Source organism: Mycobacterium sp. SMC-15, assembly GCF_045310925.1.
In the GTDB taxonomy this organism is placed as follows: domain Bacteria; phylum Actinomycetota; class Actinomycetes; order Mycobacteriales; family Mycobacteriaceae; genus Mycobacterium.
Genome location: NZ_JBJIAJ010000022.1, coordinates 1 through 19,008, shown reverse-complemented (window position 1 = coordinate 19,008; position 19,008 = coordinate 1). Strand labels below are relative to the sequence as shown.

Genomic DNA, 19,008 nt, shown 5'->3' with positions numbered 1-19,008 from the left:
GCCTGCTCACCGACAATCACACCCCACCACAAACCCACGACCTAGCCGCCGCTTGACATAGGAGCAATGCACGCTCGGCGGGGAGGGGCCGGGGAGGGTCAGCCGGCGGCCAGGTGCTTGGCTAACTGCGCAGTGAACTCGGCCGCCTGCGCCGGACTCTCCAGTGCGTAGCGCGCCGCGGTCGCGCGGTCGCCGTCGTCGTTGTGTCGCACCACTATTCCGGCGCCCGACAGTTCGGCAACCGCGTCGAATGCGTCCTCGTCGGTGATGTCGTCGCCGAGAAACAGCGGTGTGGCCACCCCGGTCATCCGATCCAGCAGCCAGTACAGCGTACGGCCCTTGTCCCAGTCGATCTCGGGGCGCAGCTCGATCACCTCACGCCCGGTCGTGACCCGCAGCCCGCGGCGCCGGCCGGTATCGCGCACTGCCGCCAGTACCTCGCCGACCCGATCCCTGGCGGCGTTGCGGTAGTGCACGGCGACGGCGAAGCGCTTGTGTTCCACCATGATTCCCGGAATCGCGCCGAGTTGCTCGGTGAGCGATCCGGCCGCGGCGGCCAGCACCAGCACGGCATCGACGGCGGCGTCGTTCTGGTGGTGTGAGCCGTCCGGCCCGATCAGCTCGAAGCCGTGGCTGCCCGCATACCAGATCCCGTCCAGCCCCACCCGGGCCCGCACGTCGGCCAGGTCGCGACCGGACAGCACCGCGACCGGGCATTGGGCCGCCAACGCGGTCAACGCATCCACCGCGCCGGCCACCGGCCGGGCCGCGTCGGGATCGTCGACGATGTCCGACAGGGTCCCGTCGAAGTCGAAGAACACCGCCGGGTGGTCGAGGCCGCGCAACTCCGCAGCCGTCATCGCATCCGGCAACGCCGACATCGGCCGGTCACCGGTTCGCACCTGTACTGCGCTCGGGTCAGCCACCACTGCGTCACCGCCATCGCGCGCCACACTGATCACCAGGGCGAATCCGGCACTGCGAGCGGCGATTACCCCCGATTCGGAGTCGGTGAGCACCACGCAGCGGCCCGGTCGCGCCGCCAACCCGGTGGCGGCAGCCACCAGTTCGGCGCCGGAACTGTCGGAGCCCACCGCGGCCACCCGCACCCCGGCCTCTCGCAGGCGTTCGGTCAGCGCCGCCGTGTCGGCACCGCCGTCGAGCCGCAACAGCACCGCGTCATGCCGGCGCGGGTCGATCGTGACCGACATGCCAACCATGTCCACCACGGTGCCACAGCCGCGCTCCGATTAGCGTGGTAGGGGTCTAGAGAGTTCCCCGAACACAAGGAGAGCCCCGATGTCGTCCACTCCCGGAATCCTGGTCGGTGTCGACGGATCGCCGTCGTCGGTCGCGGCAGTCGACTGGGCGGCGCGTGACGCCGTGCTGCACAACCTGCCGCTCACCCTGGTGCACGTGCTGGCGTCCCCGGTGGTGATGACGTTCCCCGAGACGCCGATGCCGCCCGGCTACACCGAGTGGCAGCGTGACCAGGGCGAACACCACCTGCGTGAGGCCGTCGAGATCGCCGAGGCGGCCGGCGCGACGCGGGTCGCCGCCGAGACCGTGGTGGGCTCCACGGTGCCGATGCTGGTGGACATGAGTCGCGAGGCCGCCCGCCTGGTGGTCGGGTCGCGTGGGCACGGGCGGATGCGCCGGCTGTTGCTCGGCTCGGTCAGCTCGTCGCTGGTGCGTCACGCCCACTGCGCGGTCGTGGTCATCCACGAAGACCATCTGCGTCCCGACACCGCACCGGTGGTCGTCGGTATCGACGGGTCGCCGGTGTCGGAGGCCGCAACCGCGCTGGCGTTCGAAGAGGCCTCGCTGCGCGGGGTGGAACTGATCGCGGTGTATGCCTGGCACGACACCGGACTGCTGGACTTCCCCGGCATCGACACCGCGGCCATGGCCTCGGAAGCCGAATTGGCCCTGGCCGAAAGGTTGGCGGGCTGGCGGGAGCGCTACCCCGACGTCACGGTGCGCCGGGTGGTCGTCGATGACCGACCGGCCGACCAACTCGTCGACCAATCCCAGGAGGCTCAGCTGGTGGTCCTGGGCAGCCACGGCCGCGGCGGCTTCACCGGCATGCTGCTGGGCTCGGTCAGCCAGGCGGTGGTGCAGTCGGCGCACACGCCGGTGGTCGTCGTCCGCCCGCCGTCATAACGGTCAGCGTCAGCTGACCGACGCCGGCTCGCTCGCCCGGGCCACGGCCTGCTGCGCCACCGGACTCGGCCGCAACGGCACCCGCTGCGGCCACCAGAACCAACGGCCCAGCAGCGCGGCGATCGACGGCGTCATGAACGAGCGGATCACCAGGGTGTCGATGAGCAGACCCAGGCCGATGGTGGAACCCACCTGACCGATCACGCGCAGGTCGGAGACCAGCATCGACATCATGGTGAACGCGAACACCAGGCCGGCCGAGGTGACCACGGAGCCACTGCCGCCCATAGCGCGGATGATGCCGGTCTTGAGTCCGCCGTGCAGTTCTTCCTTCATCCGGGAGACCAGCAGCAGGTTGTAGTCCGAGCCGACCGCCAACAGGATGATCACCGACATCGCCAGCACCATCCAGTGCAGGTCCAGGCCGATGATGTGCTGCCAGATCAGCACCGAGATACCGAACGACGTGCCCAGTGAAAGCAGCACCGTGCCGACGATCACCGCCGAGGCCACCACGGCCCGGGTGATCAGCAGCATGATGATGAAGATCAAGCACAGCGAGGCGATGCCGGCGATGATCAGGTCGTAGGCTGACCCGTCCTTCATGTCCTTGAACATGGCCGCGGTGCCGCCGAGATAGACCTTGGAGCCCTCCAGCGGGGTGCCCTTGAGCGCCTCGTGCACGGCGTGCTTGATCGGCGCGATGTGGCTGACGCCCTCCGGGGACATCGGATCGCCCTCATGGCTGATGATGAACCGCACCGCGTGCCCGTCGGGGGACAGGAACATCTTCATGCCGCGCTTGAAGTCGGGGTTGTCGAACGCCTCGGGCGGCAGGTAGAACGAGTCGTCGTTCTTGGACTCGTCGAACGCCTTGCCCATGGCGTTCTGGCCTTCCATCATCTTCTCCATCTGAAGCTGCAGGCCCTCCATGGTGGACTGCATCTTCAGCTGGGTGGTCCGCATGTTTTCCATCGTCTCGATCATCGGCGGCATGATCTCGAGCATCCGCGGGATCAGCCGGTCGAGGTTGTCGATGTCGGGCAGGACCTGTTCGAAATCCTCGGTCATCTGGTCGAGGCCGTCCATCACGTCGAAAATCGACCGGATCGACCAGCAGATCGGGATGTCGAAGCAGTGCGGCTCCCAGTAGAAGTAGCTGCGCATCGGCCGCCACATGTCGTCGAAGTCGGCGATCGAGTCGCGCATCCGCTGGATGTCGTCGAGCATGTGGTGCATCTTGAGGTCCATGCTGTGGGTCGTCTCGGACATCGCGCGGGTGACCTCGAGCATGTCCTTCATGCTCTGGACAGAGACCGCCATGTCGTCGCCCATCTTGAGCATGTTCTTCATGCTGTCGAGCTGGTACTTCATGTTCAGCTGCTGGGTGGTGCCCTGCATGCTGATCGCGAACGGGATCGTGGTGTGTTCGATCGGCGTGCCCAGCGGCCGGGTGATGGTCTGCACCCGCCCGATGCCCGGCACCTCGAACACCCGCTTGGCGATTCGGTTGATCACCAGGAAGTCGGCCGGGTTGCGCAGGTCGTGGTCGGTCTCGATCATCAGCAGTTCCGGACTCATCCGGGCCTGGGAGAAGTGCCGGTCCGCGGCGGCGTAGCCGATGTTTGCCGGCACGTAGTCCGGCAGGTACTGCCGGTCGTTGTAGTTGGTCTTGTACCCCGGCAGCGTGAGCAGGCCGATCAGGCAGACCGCCGTGGTGGCCACCAGCACCGGTCCCGGCCAGCGCACGATCATCGCGCCGATCCGCCGCCAGGTGCGGATTCGCATGGCCCGCTTGGGCTCCAGCATGCCGAAGCGGCTGGCCACCGCCACGACCGCCGAGCCGAAGGTGAGGGCGGCCAGCACGATGACCAACATGCCGATCGCCAGCGGAACGCCCAGCGACTGGAAGTAGGGCAGTCGGGTGAAGTGCAGACAGAAAGTCGCGCCGGCGATGGTCAGACCCGAGCCCAGGATCACGTGCGCGGTGCCGTGATACATGGTGTGGAAGGCCGACTCTTTGTCCTCGCCGAGCGCTCGGGCCTCTTGATAGCGGCCCAGCAGGAAGATCGCGTAGTCCGTCGAGGCGGCGATGGCCAGTGTCACCAGCAGGTTCACCGCGAACGTCGACAGGCCGATGATGTTGTAGTAAGCCAACACGGCCACCACGCCGCGGGCAGCGCTCAGCTCGAAGACCACCATGCCCAGCACCAACAGCACTGTGCCGATGGACCGGTAGATGGACAGCAGCATCGTGATGATCACCACGAACGTCAGCGCGGTGATGATCTTCAGGCTTTTGTCGCCGGCGATGTGCTGATCAGCGTTGAGGGCGGCCCCGCCGGTGACATAGGCGTGCACGCCCTCGGGCGCCGGGGTGTCGGCGATGATCTGCTGGACGGCCTCGACCGATTCGTTGGCCAGGGTCTCGCCCATGTTGCCCGCCAGATACACCTGAACGTAGGCGGCCTTGCCGTCCGGGCTCTGGGACCCCGCCGCGGTCAGCGGGTCGCTCCAGAAGTCCTGGATGTGCTCGACGTGGGTGTGGTCGGCCTCCATCTTGGTGACCAACTGGTCGTAATACTTGTGCGCGTCGTCGCCGAGCGGCTGGTCGCCTTCGAGGACCACCATCGCCGAGCTGTCCGATTTGAACTCGTCGAACACCTTGCCGATGCGCATCATCGCGATCATCGACGGAGCGTCGCGGGGGGCCATCGACACCGCGCGCATCTTCCCGACCTCGTCGAGCTGCGGCACAACGACATTCACCAGTACGGTGATCGCCAACCAGGCCAGGATGATGGGTACCGCGAGCCGGCGGATCCACGCCGGGATCCCGCCGCGCTTGGGCGGCTGCGCGGCCGGCAGCGTTTCGGTCGGGGTGTCGTCGCTGGTGTGCTTGCTCATGCGGATTTCACAATGCAGAAGGTCTGGGCGCTCACGGGGCCGGTGGCGATTCTTTCTTCTTTGATGACGCCGTCGATGGTGACGCGGCAACCGATGGTGGCGCCGTCACCTTGGGCGACGATGTTGGGGCTCACCGCCGGATTGGTGGTCGACAGGGTCAGCGACCACGGCAGGCTGGCGCCGTCGATCCGCTGTGGGGTGGCATCGAGGTCCAGGTAGTTGATGTCGGCGTAGGTGCCGTCCGGGCTGAAGATGTCGTAGACCACGACCTTGGGGTGAAACGGCTTGGTGTCCTCGAACGGGACGGTCCCATTGCCGCTGTCGTCGGCTCCGAAATAGCCGCGGACTCGCTGCACAGTGAACCCCCCCACCGCGACGACTATGACGATGAGTAGGGGTAACCACGCGCGTCTGAGAGCGCCGAACATGAAAGCAGTGGCCCTTTCGCATCGTGCCGGAACTGACACAGATTAGTGCATCAAAGTTCTTTTTCACACCCATCCCAGGGTGTTTCGCACATATGTTCGATATCTTGGAAGGTGTGAGTTGGAGCAGCGGGCCGTCTAGCTGGGCGGAAATAGAACGTGTTCTAGATGGTAAGCCTCGTCACACCGGTAATTCGGCCGGTGTGTCGACCGATCACGGCTCGCCGTCTCCGCAGGTCGAGCCGCTGCGGCCGACTGGGCGAACAGTGTCTTTTCCGCCCTACGCCGAGTTACACGCGCACTCGGCGTACAGCTTTCTGGACGGGGCCAGCAACCCGCAGGAACTGGTCGCCGAGGCTGCCCGGCTGGGCCTGCGGGCGATCGCGCTGACCGATCACGACGGTTTATACGGGGTGGTGCGGTTCGCCGAGGCTGCGGCCGAGCTGGATATGGCCACCGTCTTCGGCGCCGAATTGTCGCTTGGGAGGGTGGCGCGCACCGACGACCCGGACCCGCCCGGCCCGCACTTGCTGGTGCTGGCCCGCGGCCCGGAGGGCTACCGGCGGTTGTCGCGGCAGATCGCCGCCGCGCACCTGGCCGGCGAGAAGGGCAGGCCGCGTTTCGATCTGGATGCGCTGACCGAGGCGGCGGGCGGGCACTGGCACATCTTGACCGGCTGTCGTAAGGGGCACGTTCGCCACGCGCTGGCCACCGGCGGCCCGGATGCGGCCGCCGCGGCGCTGGCCGATCTGGTGGACCGATTCGGGGCCGGGCGAGTCAGTGTGGAGCTGACCCGGCACTCCGATCCGTGCGACGACGAGCGCAATGCTGCGCTGGCCGGTTTGGCGCCCCGGTTCGGAGTGGGGCTGGTGGCCACCACCGGCGCGCACTTCGCCCGGCCGGATCGGGGCCGGCTGGCGATGGCGCTGGGTGCGGTGCGCGCCCGCCAGTCGCTGGACGTCGCCGCCGGCCGGCTGGCTCCGCTGGGCGGCTCGCATCTGCGGTCCGGCGCCGAGATGGCCCGATTGTTCGCGGCGCATCCGGCGGCCGTGCCGGCGGCAGCCGAACTCGGCGAACAGTGCGCCTTTCCGCTGACGCTGATCGCCCCACGGCTGCCGCCGTTTGCCGTCCCGGACCGTCACACCGAGGACAGCTGGCTGCGGCGGCTCACCCTGGACGGCGCGGTGGGGCGCTACGGCCCGCCCGAGCGCATGCCGGCCGCTTACGCCCAGATCGAGCGTGAGCTGGAAGTCATTGCCCAGCTTGGTTTTCCCGGATATTTCCTGGTGGTACACGACATCACCCAGTTCTGCCGGCGCAGCGACATCTTGTGCCAGGGCAGGGGATCGGCGGCCAACTCCGCGGTCTGCTACGCCCTCGGTATCACCGCGGTGGATCCGGTGGCCAACGGACTGCTGTTCGAGCGCTTTCTGTCTCCGGCCCGCGACGGCCCGCCCGACATCGACATCGATATCGAGTCGGATGAGCGTGAAAAGGTGATCCAGTACGTCTACGGCAAATACGGTCGAGATCACGCCGCCCAGGTGGCCAACGTCATCACCTACCGGGGACGCAGTGCCGTGCGGGATATGGCCCGCGCGCTGGGCTATTCACCGGGACAGCAGGACGCCTGGAGTAAGCAGTTGAGTCGATGGGGCCCGCCCGGCCGGGAGGACTCTGATCTGCAGGGCATCCCCGAACAGGTGATCGAGCTGGCCAACCAGGTCGCCGACCTGCCCAGGCACCTGGGCATCCACTCCGGCGGCATGGTGATCTGTGACCGCCCGATCGCCGACGTATGCCCGGTGGAATGGGCCCGGATGCCCGGACGGAGCGTGCTGCAGTGGGATAAAGATGACTGCGCGGCAATCGGTTTGGTGAAATTCGACCTGCTGGGGCTGGGGATGCTCTCGGCATTGCACTACGCGATCGACCTGGTGGCGCAGCATTGCGGTGTCGAGGTGGACCTGGCCGCGATCGACCTGTCCGAGCCGGCGGTGTACGAGATGCTGGCGCGCGCCGACACGGTCGGGGTATTTCAGGTGGAGTCGCGCGCGCAGATGGCCACCCTGCCGAGGCTGCGCCCACGGGTGTTCTATGACCTGGTGGTGGAGGTGGCGCTGATCCGCCCCGGGCCGATCCAAGGCGGATCGGTGCATCCCTATATTCGCCGCCGCAACGGTATCGACCCGGTGACCTATGAGCATCCGTGCATGGCCAGGGCGCTGGAGAAAACCTTGGGAATTCCGCTGTTTCAAGAACAGCTGATGACGCTGGCGGTGGACTGTGCCGGGTTCACCGCGGGCGAAGCCGACCAGCTGCGCCGCGCGATGGGCTCCAAACGGTCACCGGAGCGGATGCGCCGGTTGCGCGACCGGTTCTACTCCGGCATGGCCGAGTGTCACGGCATCACCGGCGAGGTGGCTGATCGGATCTACGAGAAGCTGGAAGCCTTTGCCAACTATGGATTTCCGGAGAGTCATGCGATGAGCTTCGCGTCGCTGGTGTTCTACTCGGCCTGGTTCAAGCTGCACTACCCGGCGGCGTTCTGCGCCGCGCTGCTCCGGGCCCAGCCGATGGGCTTCTATTCGCCGCAGTCGCTGGTTGCCGATGCCCGCCGGCACGGCGTCGTTGTGCATCGACCAGACGTCAACGCCAGTCTGGCGCACGCCACGCTGGCCGAAGCCGGAACGCAGGTCCGGCTCGGGCTGGGTGCCGTCCGTGGCATCGGAACCGACCTCGCCGAGCGGCTGGTGGCCGACCGCGAGGCCCATGGCCCATTCGCTTCGATGCTGGACCTGACTGCGCGGGTTCAGCTTTCAGTGCCCCAGACTGAGGCGTTGGCGACGGCCGGCGCGTTCGCCGGTTTCGGCGTGTCACGCCGAGAGGCGCTGTGGACGGCCGGGGCTGCGGCGGGGCAGCGGCCGGACCGGCTGCCCGGGGTGGGGGTCGCGACGCATACCCCGGCCCTGCCCGGGATGAGCGAGATCGAGTTGTCGGCTGCCGACGTATGGGCCACCGGGGTCTCCTGCGACAGCTTCCCGACCCAGTTCCTGCGCGCCGACCTCGATGCGCTCGGGGTGATTCCGGCTGTGCGGCTGACCGCGGTTCCCGACGGCACCCGGGTGCTGGTGGCCGGGGCGGTGACGCACCGGCAAAGGCCGTCGACCGCCCGCGGAATCACGTTCGTCAACCTCGAGGACGAGACCGGGATGGTCAACGTGCTGTGTACACCGGGGGTGTGGGCTCGGCATCGACGGCTGGCGCAGACCGCGACGGCACTGCTGATCCGCGGACGGGTGCAGAACGCCAGCGGGGCGGTCACCGTGCTGGCCGACCGGCTGGGCGCCCTTGAGTTGACTGTGAGTTCGCGCTCCCGGGACTTTCGGTAGCCGCCGGCGGTCAGCGAGGTTCGACGCAGGAGAGCCGAAGCTGGACCGCCGCAGCAAGCCCGGCGGTCAGCGAGGTTCGACGCAGGAGAGCCGAAGCTGGACCGCCGCAGCAAGCCCGGCGGTAACCTCCAGGCCATGAACCTCAACTTGTCCGCCGACGAAGTCCTGACCACCACCCGATCGGTCCGCAAGCGGCTTGACCTCGACAAGCCGGTTCCCCGCGAGGTGCTGATGGACTGTCTCGAGATCGCCCTGCAGGCACCCACCGGATCCAACGCTCAGGGCTGGCAGTGGATGTTCGTCACCGACCCGGTCAAGAAGCAGGCGCTTGCCGACATCTACCGCGCGAACGCCATGCCGTATCTGAACCGGATGAAGCCGGACTACGGCGAGGGCGACGTGCGCAGTGAGCGGATGGAGTTCGTCAGCGGCTCGGCCAGATATCTGGCCGAGAACCTGCAGGACGTACCGGTGCTGATGATCCCCTGCCTGGAGGGCAAGCCTGAGACGGCGTCGCTGGGGTTCGGCGCATCGTTCTGGGCGTCGCTGTTCCCGGCTGCGTGGAGCTACTGCCTGGCGTTGCGTAACCGTGGACTGGGTTCCTGCTGGACCACCCTGCACCTGCTCGGGGACGGCGAGCAGCAGGCCGCCGACGTCCTCGGCATTCCTTACGAGAAGTACAGCCAGGGTGGGCTGTTCCCGATCGCCTACACCAAGGGCACCGACTTCAAGCCGGCCAAGCGGCTGCCGGCCGAGCAGGTGGCGCACTGGGACAGTTGGTGAGGTCCGGGTCTGGGTGAGTATCCCAACCAGGTTCCGGGACAAGCGAACCCAACACCTATCGTCAACATCCCATGCCGCCCCACATCGACTGGGCGCCGGTGTGGCCGATGCGGACGACCAGCCACGTCGACACGGCCGCGAATACCAGAGTGCCTGCTCCGGTGACGGTGATGCCGATGCGACGGATCGCCGGTGACATCGCGCCCACTTCGTCGGCAAACAGTGGGGTATGCAGCGCCCACCACCCGATCATGGCGATGGTGAGCAGCGCGGACCAGAGGACCAGCTGAGACCCTAACGCGGCGTGACGCTGGAGGATCTCACCTCCCATCACCCGTTGCTGGAGCCAGCTGCCGGCCGTGGTGGTCAGCGGGATCGCGATCAGCGTGCCCACCGCGACGAACAACGCGGCGCCACTGATGCGGCGTCGTGCGCCGGGCCAGAGCACGGCAAGTACGGCCAGTAGGGCGGTCACGGGAACCAAGGCCGCAACCAGGTGTGCAAGCAGCGGATGCGCCGGCAGGCCATAGATGGTGTCAAGCACGAAAACTCCCTTTCCGGTCGCGAATCACGGCTTGTCGCAGCACTTCTTGTCCGACTTGTGCATGGGCATGCCCGGCTTCATAGGCTTGTTCGACCCCATTTCGTCGCGCGCCATCTCGCCGTGCTTCTTCATGTTCGGGCCCATCTCGTCGTGGCCCATCTCGCCGTGCTTCTTCATGCCCGGGCCCATCTCGCCGGCGGGCATCGGCTTGTCGCAGCATGATTCCTCGGGCTCATGGCCGTTGGCCCCGGGTGCGTGCATGGCGTGCGACGTCATAGCCGGAGTCTGGCCCAAGGTGAGTGCTCCGGAGGATCCTGCCCAGGCTCCGGCGATGAAGACTGCCACCGCGATGCCGGTGAAGGCCAACGTGGTGGCAGCTCGGCGCTTGTGCTCGCCGAACTTGGTGCTGAATTTGCGGAAGATTCCCATCGTCTTTCCTTTCAGTGGTGGTGAAATCGCTTCTTCTACGGTGCATTAGGTGCCGCAATGGCAACCTGAACGGCTGTCGACGCCCGCACTGTCCTGCTGGGCTCCTGGGCTATCCGCGTGCGGTTGCCAGTCGAAGGGGAAGTGTTTGCTTGAGCCGCCGCGGTATTCGTGGGAGTACTCGAAACCCTTTGCCTGGTCGCGTTTGACTACGCCCCACGTCGCCACCTGGCCCGGGCCGACCTCCGCGCCTGGTGCGTTGGCGGTGGTGACCCGCCGGTTCGGATCCGACGTCGGGCCCGTGAGCGCCTCGACACGTACGTCGACCTTGCCCGGTATCTCCGCGCGCCAGTACGCCAGATCATCGGCGGCTTCGAAGGTGATCGGCGCGTACTCGATCTTGTCCAGCGTGCCGATCAGGCTGCCGAATTCGCCCGGCCAACCGCCCTCTTTCCCAGTGAAGATGCGCTCGAGGGCGTAGCGCTGGTCGGTGTCCGCTTTGGCGTCGATGTAGAACATCAATTTCATCGTGGCGTCGGGATCGTCGACCCACATGTTTCCCTCGAACTCGCCGAGGGCGATCACGCCCAGGCCGGCGAGGTCGATGTCGCCGTAGTGCCCCTCGTGGACCTGCCAAACCAGGGTGAACAGGCAGTCTCCGTGGGTGGGCTCCTGGGCGAAACTGCACGGGCAGGGCAGTTTGCAGCTGCACACGTCAAACCACTCGCCTCGCAAGTGCCAATCCACTGCCGTCGCCGACGTCATGAGTTCCTCCCTTTGTCTATACCCATAGGGGGTATGGGTATAGACAGGACGGTACACGGTCTCGCCGAGCGGTGACAAGTACGTCGGGGAACGGCCTCACTCGGAGGTTGGGCTGAAGGTGGCTACGCCCCGTCGGCGAACCCGTGCTGGCGCCACGCCTCGTAGACCGCGACGGCGGCGGCGTTCGACAGATTCAGTGACCGCCGCCCGGCCAGCATTGGGATGCGCACTCGCGCGGTGATGTGTGGGTCGGCCAGTGTCGCCTCGTCCAGGCCGGTGGGTTCGGGGCCGAACATCAGCACGTCGCCGGGCTGATAGCTCACATCGGTGTAGGGGATGTGGGCGCCGGCGGTGAACGCGAACACCCGAGCGTCGCCCAGCGCCTCCCATGCCGCCGGCAGCGACGCGTGCACCCGCACCCAAGCCAGATCGTGATAGTCCAAGCCGGCCCGCCGAAGCTTTGGTTCGGACAGGTCGAAACCCATGGGCTCCACCAGATGAAGCTCTGCGCCGGTCGCCGCCACCATCCGAATCGCGTTGCCGGTGTTGGGCGGGATGCGGGGCGAATAGAACATCACTTTGAACACAACAGCATCCTCGTATGACAGCAAGTGGGAAGCGACCGACCTCCGGTCGTTGCGGTACCAGGCAGGCTATGCCCGGCGCGGATTGCCGCGCCGGTCCGGGGCGTCCCGGCGGCGTGACAAACTCGCGCAATGGCTGTCGAAAACTGAACTTTGGCTTTCGCTTCGAGATGAATTCCCCGGACAAATCGCGCACCTTGTCCGGGCGCGGTAATCTCGCATTCCGAACCATAGCGATCACAAAAAGAATAGGGAATCGAAATGCCTTTTGGTAAAGCGGGGGTGGTTGCTCCCATTGCAGCGATAGGACTCTCGGTTGGGGTTCTGACTGCGCCCGCAGCTCACGCCGATGAGCAGACCTTCGTTGATGCATTGCGCGAAAACGGTTGGTCGGCCATGAGTTTCGGTGCGACAGGACACCCGTTGGCGCCGGGTCTCATCACGCGTCCGGACGTGGCAATCGCGAACGGTCACGACGTGTGCAACCAGCTGCAGCTGGGGTTGACGCCAGACCAGATGGTTGCAACCACGCTCCCGGCCGCTCAGGATAATTATCGGATTTTCATAACAGCCGCGCAGGAGCATTTGTGCTGAGGGGCTAGCGCCTTTGTTATGGCGCGGCCTTTTCTTTCTGCAGGGCACTAGACCCGGCTCGCCGGGGTCTAGTGCCCTGCGTTTATTCGGTTGTGTGACGCGACCGCCGACGCGGTGGCACGTTCTCGGTGACCTCTGCGAAGTACTCCAGTGGGTTGTCTCGCAGGGCAACGCCCGGATTAGAGGGCGATCATGGCTTCTCGGTCTGTTTGCTCGACCAGAGTTCGCCAAGACACGCGAAGGTCTCGGAAAGTGTTCTGTTCAGTAAAAATTCTGGTCATGCCTGCAGTCGACTGTCATACTCGTCGAATTGCTATGCCGTGAAACGCACCGCAACCCGCTGTGCGGGTGCGATGTCCCCGGAGAGTCCGATGAATGAGGCGCAGACGGTGAATTTCAGCCGAGCGGTCGGCGAATCGGCCACTGACCGGTGACGCTCTTTGACCACCCAGAAGGGGTGGACCAGGTCCTGGACGAATCGGCCGAGGACGCCCATCAGCCGGAGGCTGCGGCGGTAAAACGCCCATCGCGGTGGTCGGTACGCAACTGGCCGGTGCGGTGGAAGGTGCTGGCGATCGCGTTGCTGCCGCTGGCGCTGGCCGGGCTCTTCGGCGGGCTGCGGATCTCCAATGCGCTCACTGAGGCCAACCGGCTCCGTCTGGTCGCCGACCGCGCCGAGATGATCCCGGCGGTCACCAATTACATGTCGGCGCTGGGCGACGCGCTGGTGGCCGCGTCCTCCGACGGCGACGCCGAGGGTGCCCGAAAGAACTTCGAGAACCGCAAGTACGAGCTTCAGTCCCGGCTGTCGCACACCGATGTGGCGACCGATGTCCGCTCCGGGGTGGAGACGCTGATCGAGCGTGGCCAGGGGCTGTTGAGCTTGGTCTCGACCACCGGTGTGGGATTGCGAGACGAGGTGACCGGCTACGCGCCGATCCTGCTGACCGCCGAGGACGCCATCAACGGGTCGGTGCGGGTGGACAGTGAGCGGATCCGGGCTCAGACCGAGGGTCTCAGTCGTGCGGTCGGTGCACGAGGCCAGATGATGATGCAGGAACTGCTGGTCAATCGGGGTGGCGAGCTTCCCGATCCCGAGTTGCGCAGCTCGATGATGACGCTGGCCGGTACCGAGCCGTCGACCCTGTTCGGGATGTCCGAGGTGCTCGGCGTGGACTCCCCGGAGGCCAAATCGTTGCAACAGCAGCTGGTGACCCGGATGTCGATCATGTCCGACCCCGAACAGGTGCTGCCCAACAATCCGGTGCTGCGCGACTCGATCCGTACCACCGACCAGATCGCCGCCCGGCTGATCAGTGAGAACACCGGTGCGGTCACCGCGGCGGTGGAAGACCGGGCCGCGGACCGGCGCGCCGCCGCCCTGCGCGACATCGTGCTGGTGCTGGCCGCGATCACCGCCACATTGCTGGCGGTGTGGTTGGTGGCGCGCTCGCTGGTGCGCCCACTGCGCACCCTGCGCGACAGTGCGTTGCAGGTCGCCCACACCGACCTGGAACAGGAGATCGCCCGGTTGCGTGCCGGCGTGCCCGGTTCAGACCGCGACCCCGCCCCGCTGCCCGTTTACACCACCGAGGAGGTGGGGCAGGTCGCCCACGCCGTCGACGAACTGCACGCCCAAGCGCTGCTGCTCGCCGGTGACGAGGCCCGGTTGCGTCGCCTGGTCAACGAGATGTTCGAGACGATGTCGCGGCGCAACCGGTCCCTGGTGGACCAGCAGCTGGCCCTCATCGACCGGTTGGAGCGCAACGAGGACGACCCCGACCGGCTCGAGAGCCTGTTCCGGCTGGACCACCTGGCCGCCCGGATGCGGCGCAACGGCGCAAACCTGCTGGTGCTCGCCGGTGCCCGGGTTCCGCACGAGCGGGGCCGGCCGGTTCCGCTGGCGACCCTGATCAGCGCGGCCGCCTCGGAGGTGGAGGGCTACGACCGGGTGCAGACCGTGCTGGTGCCCGACACCACCGTGATCGGCGGCGCCGCGGCGGATTGCGTGCACCTGCTCGCGGAACTGATCGACAACGCGCTGCGCTATTCGGCGCCGACGGAGCCGGTGCGGGTGGTCGCCGGTTTCGAGAACGACGGTGGGGTAGTGGTCGAGGTCGTCGACGTCGGATTGGGGATGACCGACGCCGACCTGCGAATGGCCAATATGCGGCTGGCGGCCGGCGGCGAGTTCAGTCCGGAGAACGCCCGCCACATGGGCCTGTTCGTGATCTCGCGGCTGGCGGCCCGGCACGAGATCGAGGTCCGGCTTTTCCCGGCGTCGCAGGGATCTCGCGGTATCACCGCCGAGGTGTACTTGCCGCCGCATCTGCTGACCGTCAGGCCCGCCGTGGAGTCCGAGCGATCGCCGATGCTCGCGCCGGCCGTCCAGCCGTATTTCGCCCCCGCCGAGCCGGCGCAGCCCGAACCGTACGAAGCCGCACCGTACGAAGCCGAACCGTACGAAGCCGCACCGTACGACTACGAGCCCGAACCCGAGCCCTACCAGTCCTATGAGCCCGCCGAGGACGTCGACACAGCCGAGCCCGGTCCCGTCGTCTCGCTGCTGCCGCGGCGCACCCCGGGGTCCAGCGGCATCACCGGTGTGCCCTCAGAAGAGCCAGCACAACCAGAACCGCCAGCACAACCGGCGGCGGCCGAACGCGGACGCCGCGAGCTGCCGCAACCGTGGTGGGAAGCCGAGGAGCAGGGCGGGGGGCAGGCGGGCGCACCGGTCCCGGGCCCGCAGCGGGCGCCTGAACCGGTGGCCGAAACGTTTGCTCCGGCTGACACGTCGGGGTATTTCGCGGCGCGCTCCCGAGTCGGCGCTACAACTTCCGAGGCCGCCGAGCCCGAGACCGACTCGATCTACCAGCGGATGCTCTCGGAGTCGGTGGGCAATGACCCCAACGAGGCCAGCCTGCGCGCCGACCTGGACTGGCAATCGGTGTGGGACCGGGGTTGGTCGGTGGCCGCCGAAGCGGAGAACGTGCCGGTGGTCGACCACACCGAACACGGCCTGCCGGTCCGTGAGCCCGGCGCTCGACTGGTTCCCGGCTCGGCCGTGGCGGAGGAGCCGCCGGCGGTGCAGGACGACCCCGATGCCACGGCGGACGATCCGGCTTCCCCGGAACAGCCGGTAACATCGAACGGCGTGCCGCCTGAGCCCGCCCACGAGCAACTGGAACGGGACCCCGCGGCTATCCGCACGTCGATCAGCAGCCACTTCGGCGGGGTGCACGCCGCACGATCGCACTCCCGGGAGAACGGCCGAGACAAAGGCTCAGAAACGGGCTTCGACACCGACCAGGGACAGAACCAGTAATGACTTTCCCAACCGATCCCACCGCAGCGCGCCGTACCGCCGAAAGCTCGTTGGACTGGCTGGTATCCAATTTCGCCCGCGAGGTGCCCGGGGTATCGCACGCGGTGCTGGTGTCGGTCGACGGTCTGACGGTGGCGGCCAGCGAGCACCTGCCCACCGAGCGGGCCGACCAGTTGGCCGCGGTGGCGTCCGGATTGGCCAGCCTGGCAACCGGGGCGTCGCAGTTGTTCGACGGCGGCCGGGTGCTGCAGTCGGTGGTGGAGATGGAGCACGGTTACCTGCTGCTGATGCGAGTCGGGGACGGCTCGCACCTGGCGACGTTGGCGAGCACCTCCTGCGATATCGGCCAGATCGGGTATGAGATGGCGGTTCTGGTGGAACGAGTCGGAGCTGTGGTCCAGTCGTCGCGTCGATCGGCGCCGTCGCGGGGCGGCCACCCGTGAGGTGCCGGTGAATGGTGATGGACATCCCCGAGAGCTGGGCGCGCCCGCAGGCGCCAGAACCCCTGTACACGCTGGAAACCGAGGCCAACCTGGTCCGCCCGTACACGCTGACCGCCGGGCGGACCCACACCGACGTGCCATTGCCGCTGGAGGCCCCAGTGCAGACCCTGCGAGTAGCCCAGCCCAATCAATGGCCGGTCAGCGATCCGCGCGGCCGGATCGTCGAACTGTGTCAGGGGGCGCCGTCGGTCGCCGAGATCTCCGCCAAACTGAACCTGCCGCTGGGCGTCGCGCGCGTCCTGGTGGGTGATCTGGTCACGTCGGGATACCTTCGGGTGCGCGCCACACTGACCGAGGCATCCACCCGGGAGGAACGCCGAGACCTGATAGGAAGGACCCTTCGTGGCCTACGAGCGCTCGGATAGGCCCTCGGGTAGGCCCGCAGCTCCCAGAGACTCGGCGTCGACGAAGATCGTCATCGCCGGTGGATTCGGGGTCGGCAAGACCACCTTCGTCGGCACGGTTTCGGAGATCATGCCGCTGCGCACCGAAGCGCTGGTCACCGACGCTTCGGCTGGTATCGACGGCCTGGAGCCCACCCCCGACAAGCGGACCACCACGGTGGCGATGGACTTCGGTCGCATCACGCTGGCCGACGACTTGGTGCTGTACCTGTTCGGTACGCCGGGCCAGCGCCGGTTCTGGTTCATGTGGGACGACCTGGTGCGCGGCGCGATCGGCGCGATCATCCTGGTCGACTGCCGCCGGCTGCAGGACAGCTTCGCCGCCGTGGACTTCTTCGAGCACCGCAACCTGCCCTTCCTGATCGCGGTCAACGAGTTCGACGGCGCGCCGCGCTATCCGGTCGCCGCGGTGCGCAAGGCCCTGGCTCTGCCCGAACACATTCCGGTGATCAGCGTCGACGCACGTGACCCCCGGTCGGCCCGCGACGCGCTCATCGCGATCAGCGAATACGCGCTGTCCACCCTGGCTTCGCACGGTTGAGGCAGGCTTGAGCGCCGCCCCAGAGTGGACCGGATGCGAGTTCTCCGGTCACGACTTTCGCGATGCGGACCTTTCGCGGCTGCGCACCGAGCGGGCGGTGTTCGACGAGTGCGACTTCACCGGGGCCGACTTCGGCGAGTCGGTGCACCGCGGGTCGGCCTTCCGCAACTGTCGCTTCGAGCGGGCCTCGCTGTGGCATTCCGAGTTCATCGGGTGCAGCATGCTGGGCTCGCAGTTCGTGCAGTGCCGGATGCGGCCGCTGGTGTTCGACGAGGTGGACTTCACCCTGGCCGGGCTCGGCGGCAGTGACCTACGGGCGGTGGACCTGAGCGGTTGTCGGCTCCGAGAAGCCAACCTGGTGGAGGCAGACCTGCGCAAAGCGATACTGCGCGGCGCCGACCTGACCGGCGCCCGGACTGTTGGCACCCGGCTGGACGAGGCGGACCTGCGGGGTGCGCGGGTCGATCCCACGCTGTGGACCACGGCATCGCTGACCGGCACGCGGATCGACATCGCCCAGGCCATGACGTATGCGGCCGCGCACGGACTGCGCCTGGACAGCGAATCCGACGGGCGCTGACGCCAGCACGACACACAGTCTCGCGGCTGCCGACCTCACCGCACATTCAACGCCGTCGCCGCGCACTCAATCACCTGTGGATAGCTGAATGGCGCTGGTTGCCCGACACGGCGAGGCTCATCGATCGTGGAGGGAGAACCGTTCATTGGCAGTGAGGCACTGGCGGCCGGACGGCTGAATCGGCACGGGCTGCGGACCCACTATCGGGCCGCGCACCCGGGCGTCTACGCGCCCGGGCAGGCGTCGTTGCGGCTCGGTGAGCGCACCATCGCGGCGTGGCTGTGGTCAGGGCGGCGCGGCATCGTCGCCGGTGCGGCGGCCGCGGCATTGCACGGAACCAGATGGGTTGACGACGACGTGCCGGTCGAGCTGGTGCATGCGAACCCGCGTTCGCCGGGCGGCGTGATCAGCCGGCGCGAGACCCTGCTTGACGACGAGGTACAGACGTTGACCGGCCAGGACAGCGGCATGCTCGTCACCACACCCGAGCGCACCGCCTTCGACATCGGCCGCCACGAACGGCCACGGCCAGCGGTCGCGCGGCTCGATGCGTTGGCTCGGGCGACTCGTCTTGATGTCGCCGCCGTCGCGGCGCTGGCCCTGCGTCATCGCCGCATGCGTGGGCTGCGGCAGTTGGAGTGGGCGCTGGGTCTGGTCGACCGGGGTGCGGAGTCGCCCCGGGAGACCTACCTGCGGCTACTGCTGACCGACGCCGGGTTACCCCCGGAGCGGACTCAGATCCCGGTTCCGACCGCCGATGTCACTTATTACCTGGATATGGGGTGGCCGGACGTCATGGTGGCCGCTGAATACGACGGCGAACATCATCAGGTCGACAGCCTGCAGTGGCGCAAGGACATCATCAGGCTTGAGAGGCTGGCCCGGATGGGCTGGATCGTCATCCGGGTGGTAGCCGGCGACCATGCTCCCGAGATCGTGCGGCGGGTGTGTCAGGCACTGCAGTCCCGCGACTATCGGCCAGCGTTCATTGTGCGTTGACGGCGTTGAGTGTGCGGCCGACGAACGGGGCCCGGAAGCGGGGGGGGGGGGGGCACCGTTAGCGCTTGAGCCG

General features: G+C 67.3%; 17 protein-coding genes. 10 read left to right on the top strand and 7 right to left on the bottom strand.

The features are described from left to right. Positions 1 to 98: 98 nt before the first annotated feature. A complete protein-coding gene (gene otsB / locus ACJH71_RS22075) occupies positions 99 to 1,211 on the bottom strand; it encodes a trehalose-phosphatase (RefSeq protein WP_406760117.1) in 1,113 nt (370 codons plus the stop codon). 88 nt (positions 1,212 to 1,299) lie between these two features. Between otsB and ACJH71_RS22070 the strand changes: the two genes are divergently transcribed. Continuing rightward, on the top strand, positions 1,300 to 2,163 hold the full coding sequence (locus tag ACJH71_RS22070; protein WP_406760114.1) for a universal stress protein: 864 nt from the start codon (positions 1,300 to 1,302) through the stop codon (positions 2,161 to 2,163). 9 nt (positions 2,164 to 2,172) lie between these two features. Here the strand turns inward: ACJH71_RS22070 and ACJH71_RS22065 are convergent, their stop codons facing one another. Both ACJH71_RS22065 and ACJH71_RS22060 read right to left on the bottom strand, forming a co-directional pair. Next, positions 2,173 to 5,070, bottom strand: coding sequence for an RND family transporter (locus tag ACJH71_RS22065; protein ID WP_406760113.1), 2,898 nt, complete (start codon positions 5,068 to 5,070; stop codon positions 2,173 to 2,175). After that, on the bottom strand, positions 5,067 to 5,498 hold the full coding sequence (locus ACJH71_RS22060) for an MmpS family protein (protein ID WP_308484141.1): 432 nt from the start codon (positions 5,496 to 5,498) through the stop codon (positions 5,067 to 5,069). Before ACJH71_RS22060 ends, ACJH71_RS22065 begins: the two co-directional genes overlap by 4 nt. A gap of 113 nt (positions 5,499 to 5,611) precedes the next feature. On the opposite strand from ACJH71_RS22060, the gene ACJH71_RS22055 reads away from it, so the two are divergent. Next, positions 5,612 to 8,887, top strand: coding sequence for an error-prone DNA polymerase (locus tag ACJH71_RS22055; protein ID WP_406760112.1), 3,276 nt, complete (start codon positions 5,612 to 5,614; stop codon positions 8,885 to 8,887). A gap of 135 nt (positions 8,888 to 9,022) precedes the next feature. Further along, positions 9,023 to 9,670 (top strand): nitroreductase family protein, encoded by a 648-nt coding sequence (locus ACJH71_RS22050; RefSeq protein WP_406760111.1) that lies wholly within the window; start codon positions 9,023 to 9,025, stop codon positions 9,668 to 9,670. Positions 9,671 to 9,731: 61 nt separating this feature from the next. Here ACJH71_RS22050 and ACJH71_RS22045 read toward each other — a convergent pair whose 3' ends face one another. The 4 genes from ACJH71_RS22045 to ACJH71_RS22030 form a co-directional block, all read right to left on the bottom strand. Next, positions 9,732 to 10,214 (bottom strand): hypothetical protein, encoded by a 483-nt coding sequence (locus ACJH71_RS22045; RefSeq protein WP_406760110.1) that lies wholly within the window; start codon positions 10,212 to 10,214, stop codon positions 9,732 to 9,734. Between the two features lie 24 nt (positions 10,215 to 10,238). Next, positions 10,239 to 10,643 carry a hypothetical protein gene (locus ACJH71_RS22040; protein ID WP_406760109.1) on the bottom strand — a complete coding sequence of 135 codons (405 nt, stop codon included), beginning with the start codon at positions 10,641 to 10,643 and terminating at the stop codon, positions 10,239 to 10,241. Positions 10,644 to 10,688: 45 nt separating this feature from the next. Further along, on the bottom strand, positions 10,689 to 11,405 hold the full coding sequence (locus ACJH71_RS22035; protein WP_406760108.1) for a DUF1326 domain-containing protein: 717 nt from the start codon (positions 11,403 to 11,405) through the stop codon (positions 10,689 to 10,691). Positions 11,406 to 11,527: 122 nt separating this feature from the next. After that, positions 11,528 to 11,980, bottom strand: coding sequence for a tRNA (cytidine(34)-2'-O)-methyltransferase (locus ACJH71_RS22030; RefSeq protein ID WP_406760116.1), 453 nt, complete (start codon positions 11,978 to 11,980; stop codon positions 11,528 to 11,530). A 270-nt stretch (positions 11,981 to 12,250) separates the two neighbouring features. Between ACJH71_RS22030 and ACJH71_RS22025 the strand changes: the two genes are divergently transcribed. The 7 genes from ACJH71_RS22025 (at position 12,251) to ACJH71_RS21995 (ending at position 18,935) form a co-directional block, all read left to right on the top strand. Continuing rightward, a complete protein-coding gene (locus tag ACJH71_RS22025; protein ID WP_406760107.1) occupies positions 12,251 to 12,583 on the top strand; it encodes a DUF732 domain-containing protein in 333 nt (110 codons plus the stop codon). Between the two features lie 430 nt (positions 12,584 to 13,013). Then, positions 13,014 to 15,908, top strand: a complete 2,895-nt coding sequence (locus ACJH71_RS22020) for an ATP-binding protein (RefSeq protein ID WP_406760106.1) — start codon at positions 13,014 to 13,016, stop codon at positions 15,906 to 15,908. Beyond that, complete coding sequence (locus tag ACJH71_RS22015) at positions 15,908 to 16,351, top strand: roadblock/LC7 domain-containing protein (RefSeq protein ID WP_406760105.1); 444 nt, start codon at positions 15,908 to 15,910, stop codon at positions 16,349 to 16,351. Before ACJH71_RS22020 ends, ACJH71_RS22015 begins: the two co-directional genes overlap by 1 nt. 17 nt (positions 16,352 to 16,368) lie before the next feature. Continuing rightward, a complete protein-coding gene (locus ACJH71_RS22010) occupies positions 16,369 to 16,776 on the top strand; it encodes a DUF742 domain-containing protein (protein WP_406760115.1) in 408 nt (135 codons plus the stop codon). Beyond that, the gene (locus ACJH71_RS22005) at positions 16,754 to 17,356 is read left to right on the top strand and encodes a GTP-binding protein (RefSeq protein ID WP_406760104.1); all 603 of its coding nucleotides are present in this window, start codon (positions 16,754 to 16,756) and stop codon (positions 17,354 to 17,356) included. The genes ACJH71_RS22010 and ACJH71_RS22005 overlap by 23 nt, the downstream gene beginning before the upstream one ends. A gap of 7 nt (positions 17,357 to 17,363) precedes the next feature. After that, positions 17,364 to 17,936: a pentapeptide repeat-containing protein gene (locus tag ACJH71_RS22000; RefSeq protein ID WP_406760103.1), complete on the top strand. Its 573-nt coding sequence runs from the start codon at positions 17,364 to 17,366 to the stop codon at positions 17,934 to 17,936. A gap of 126 nt (positions 17,937 to 18,062) precedes the next feature. Then, entirely contained in the window at positions 18,063 to 18,935 is an 873-nt protein-coding gene (locus tag ACJH71_RS21995; protein WP_406760102.1) for an endonuclease domain-containing protein, read from the top strand. Positions 18,936 to 19,008 lie beyond the last annotated feature (73 nt).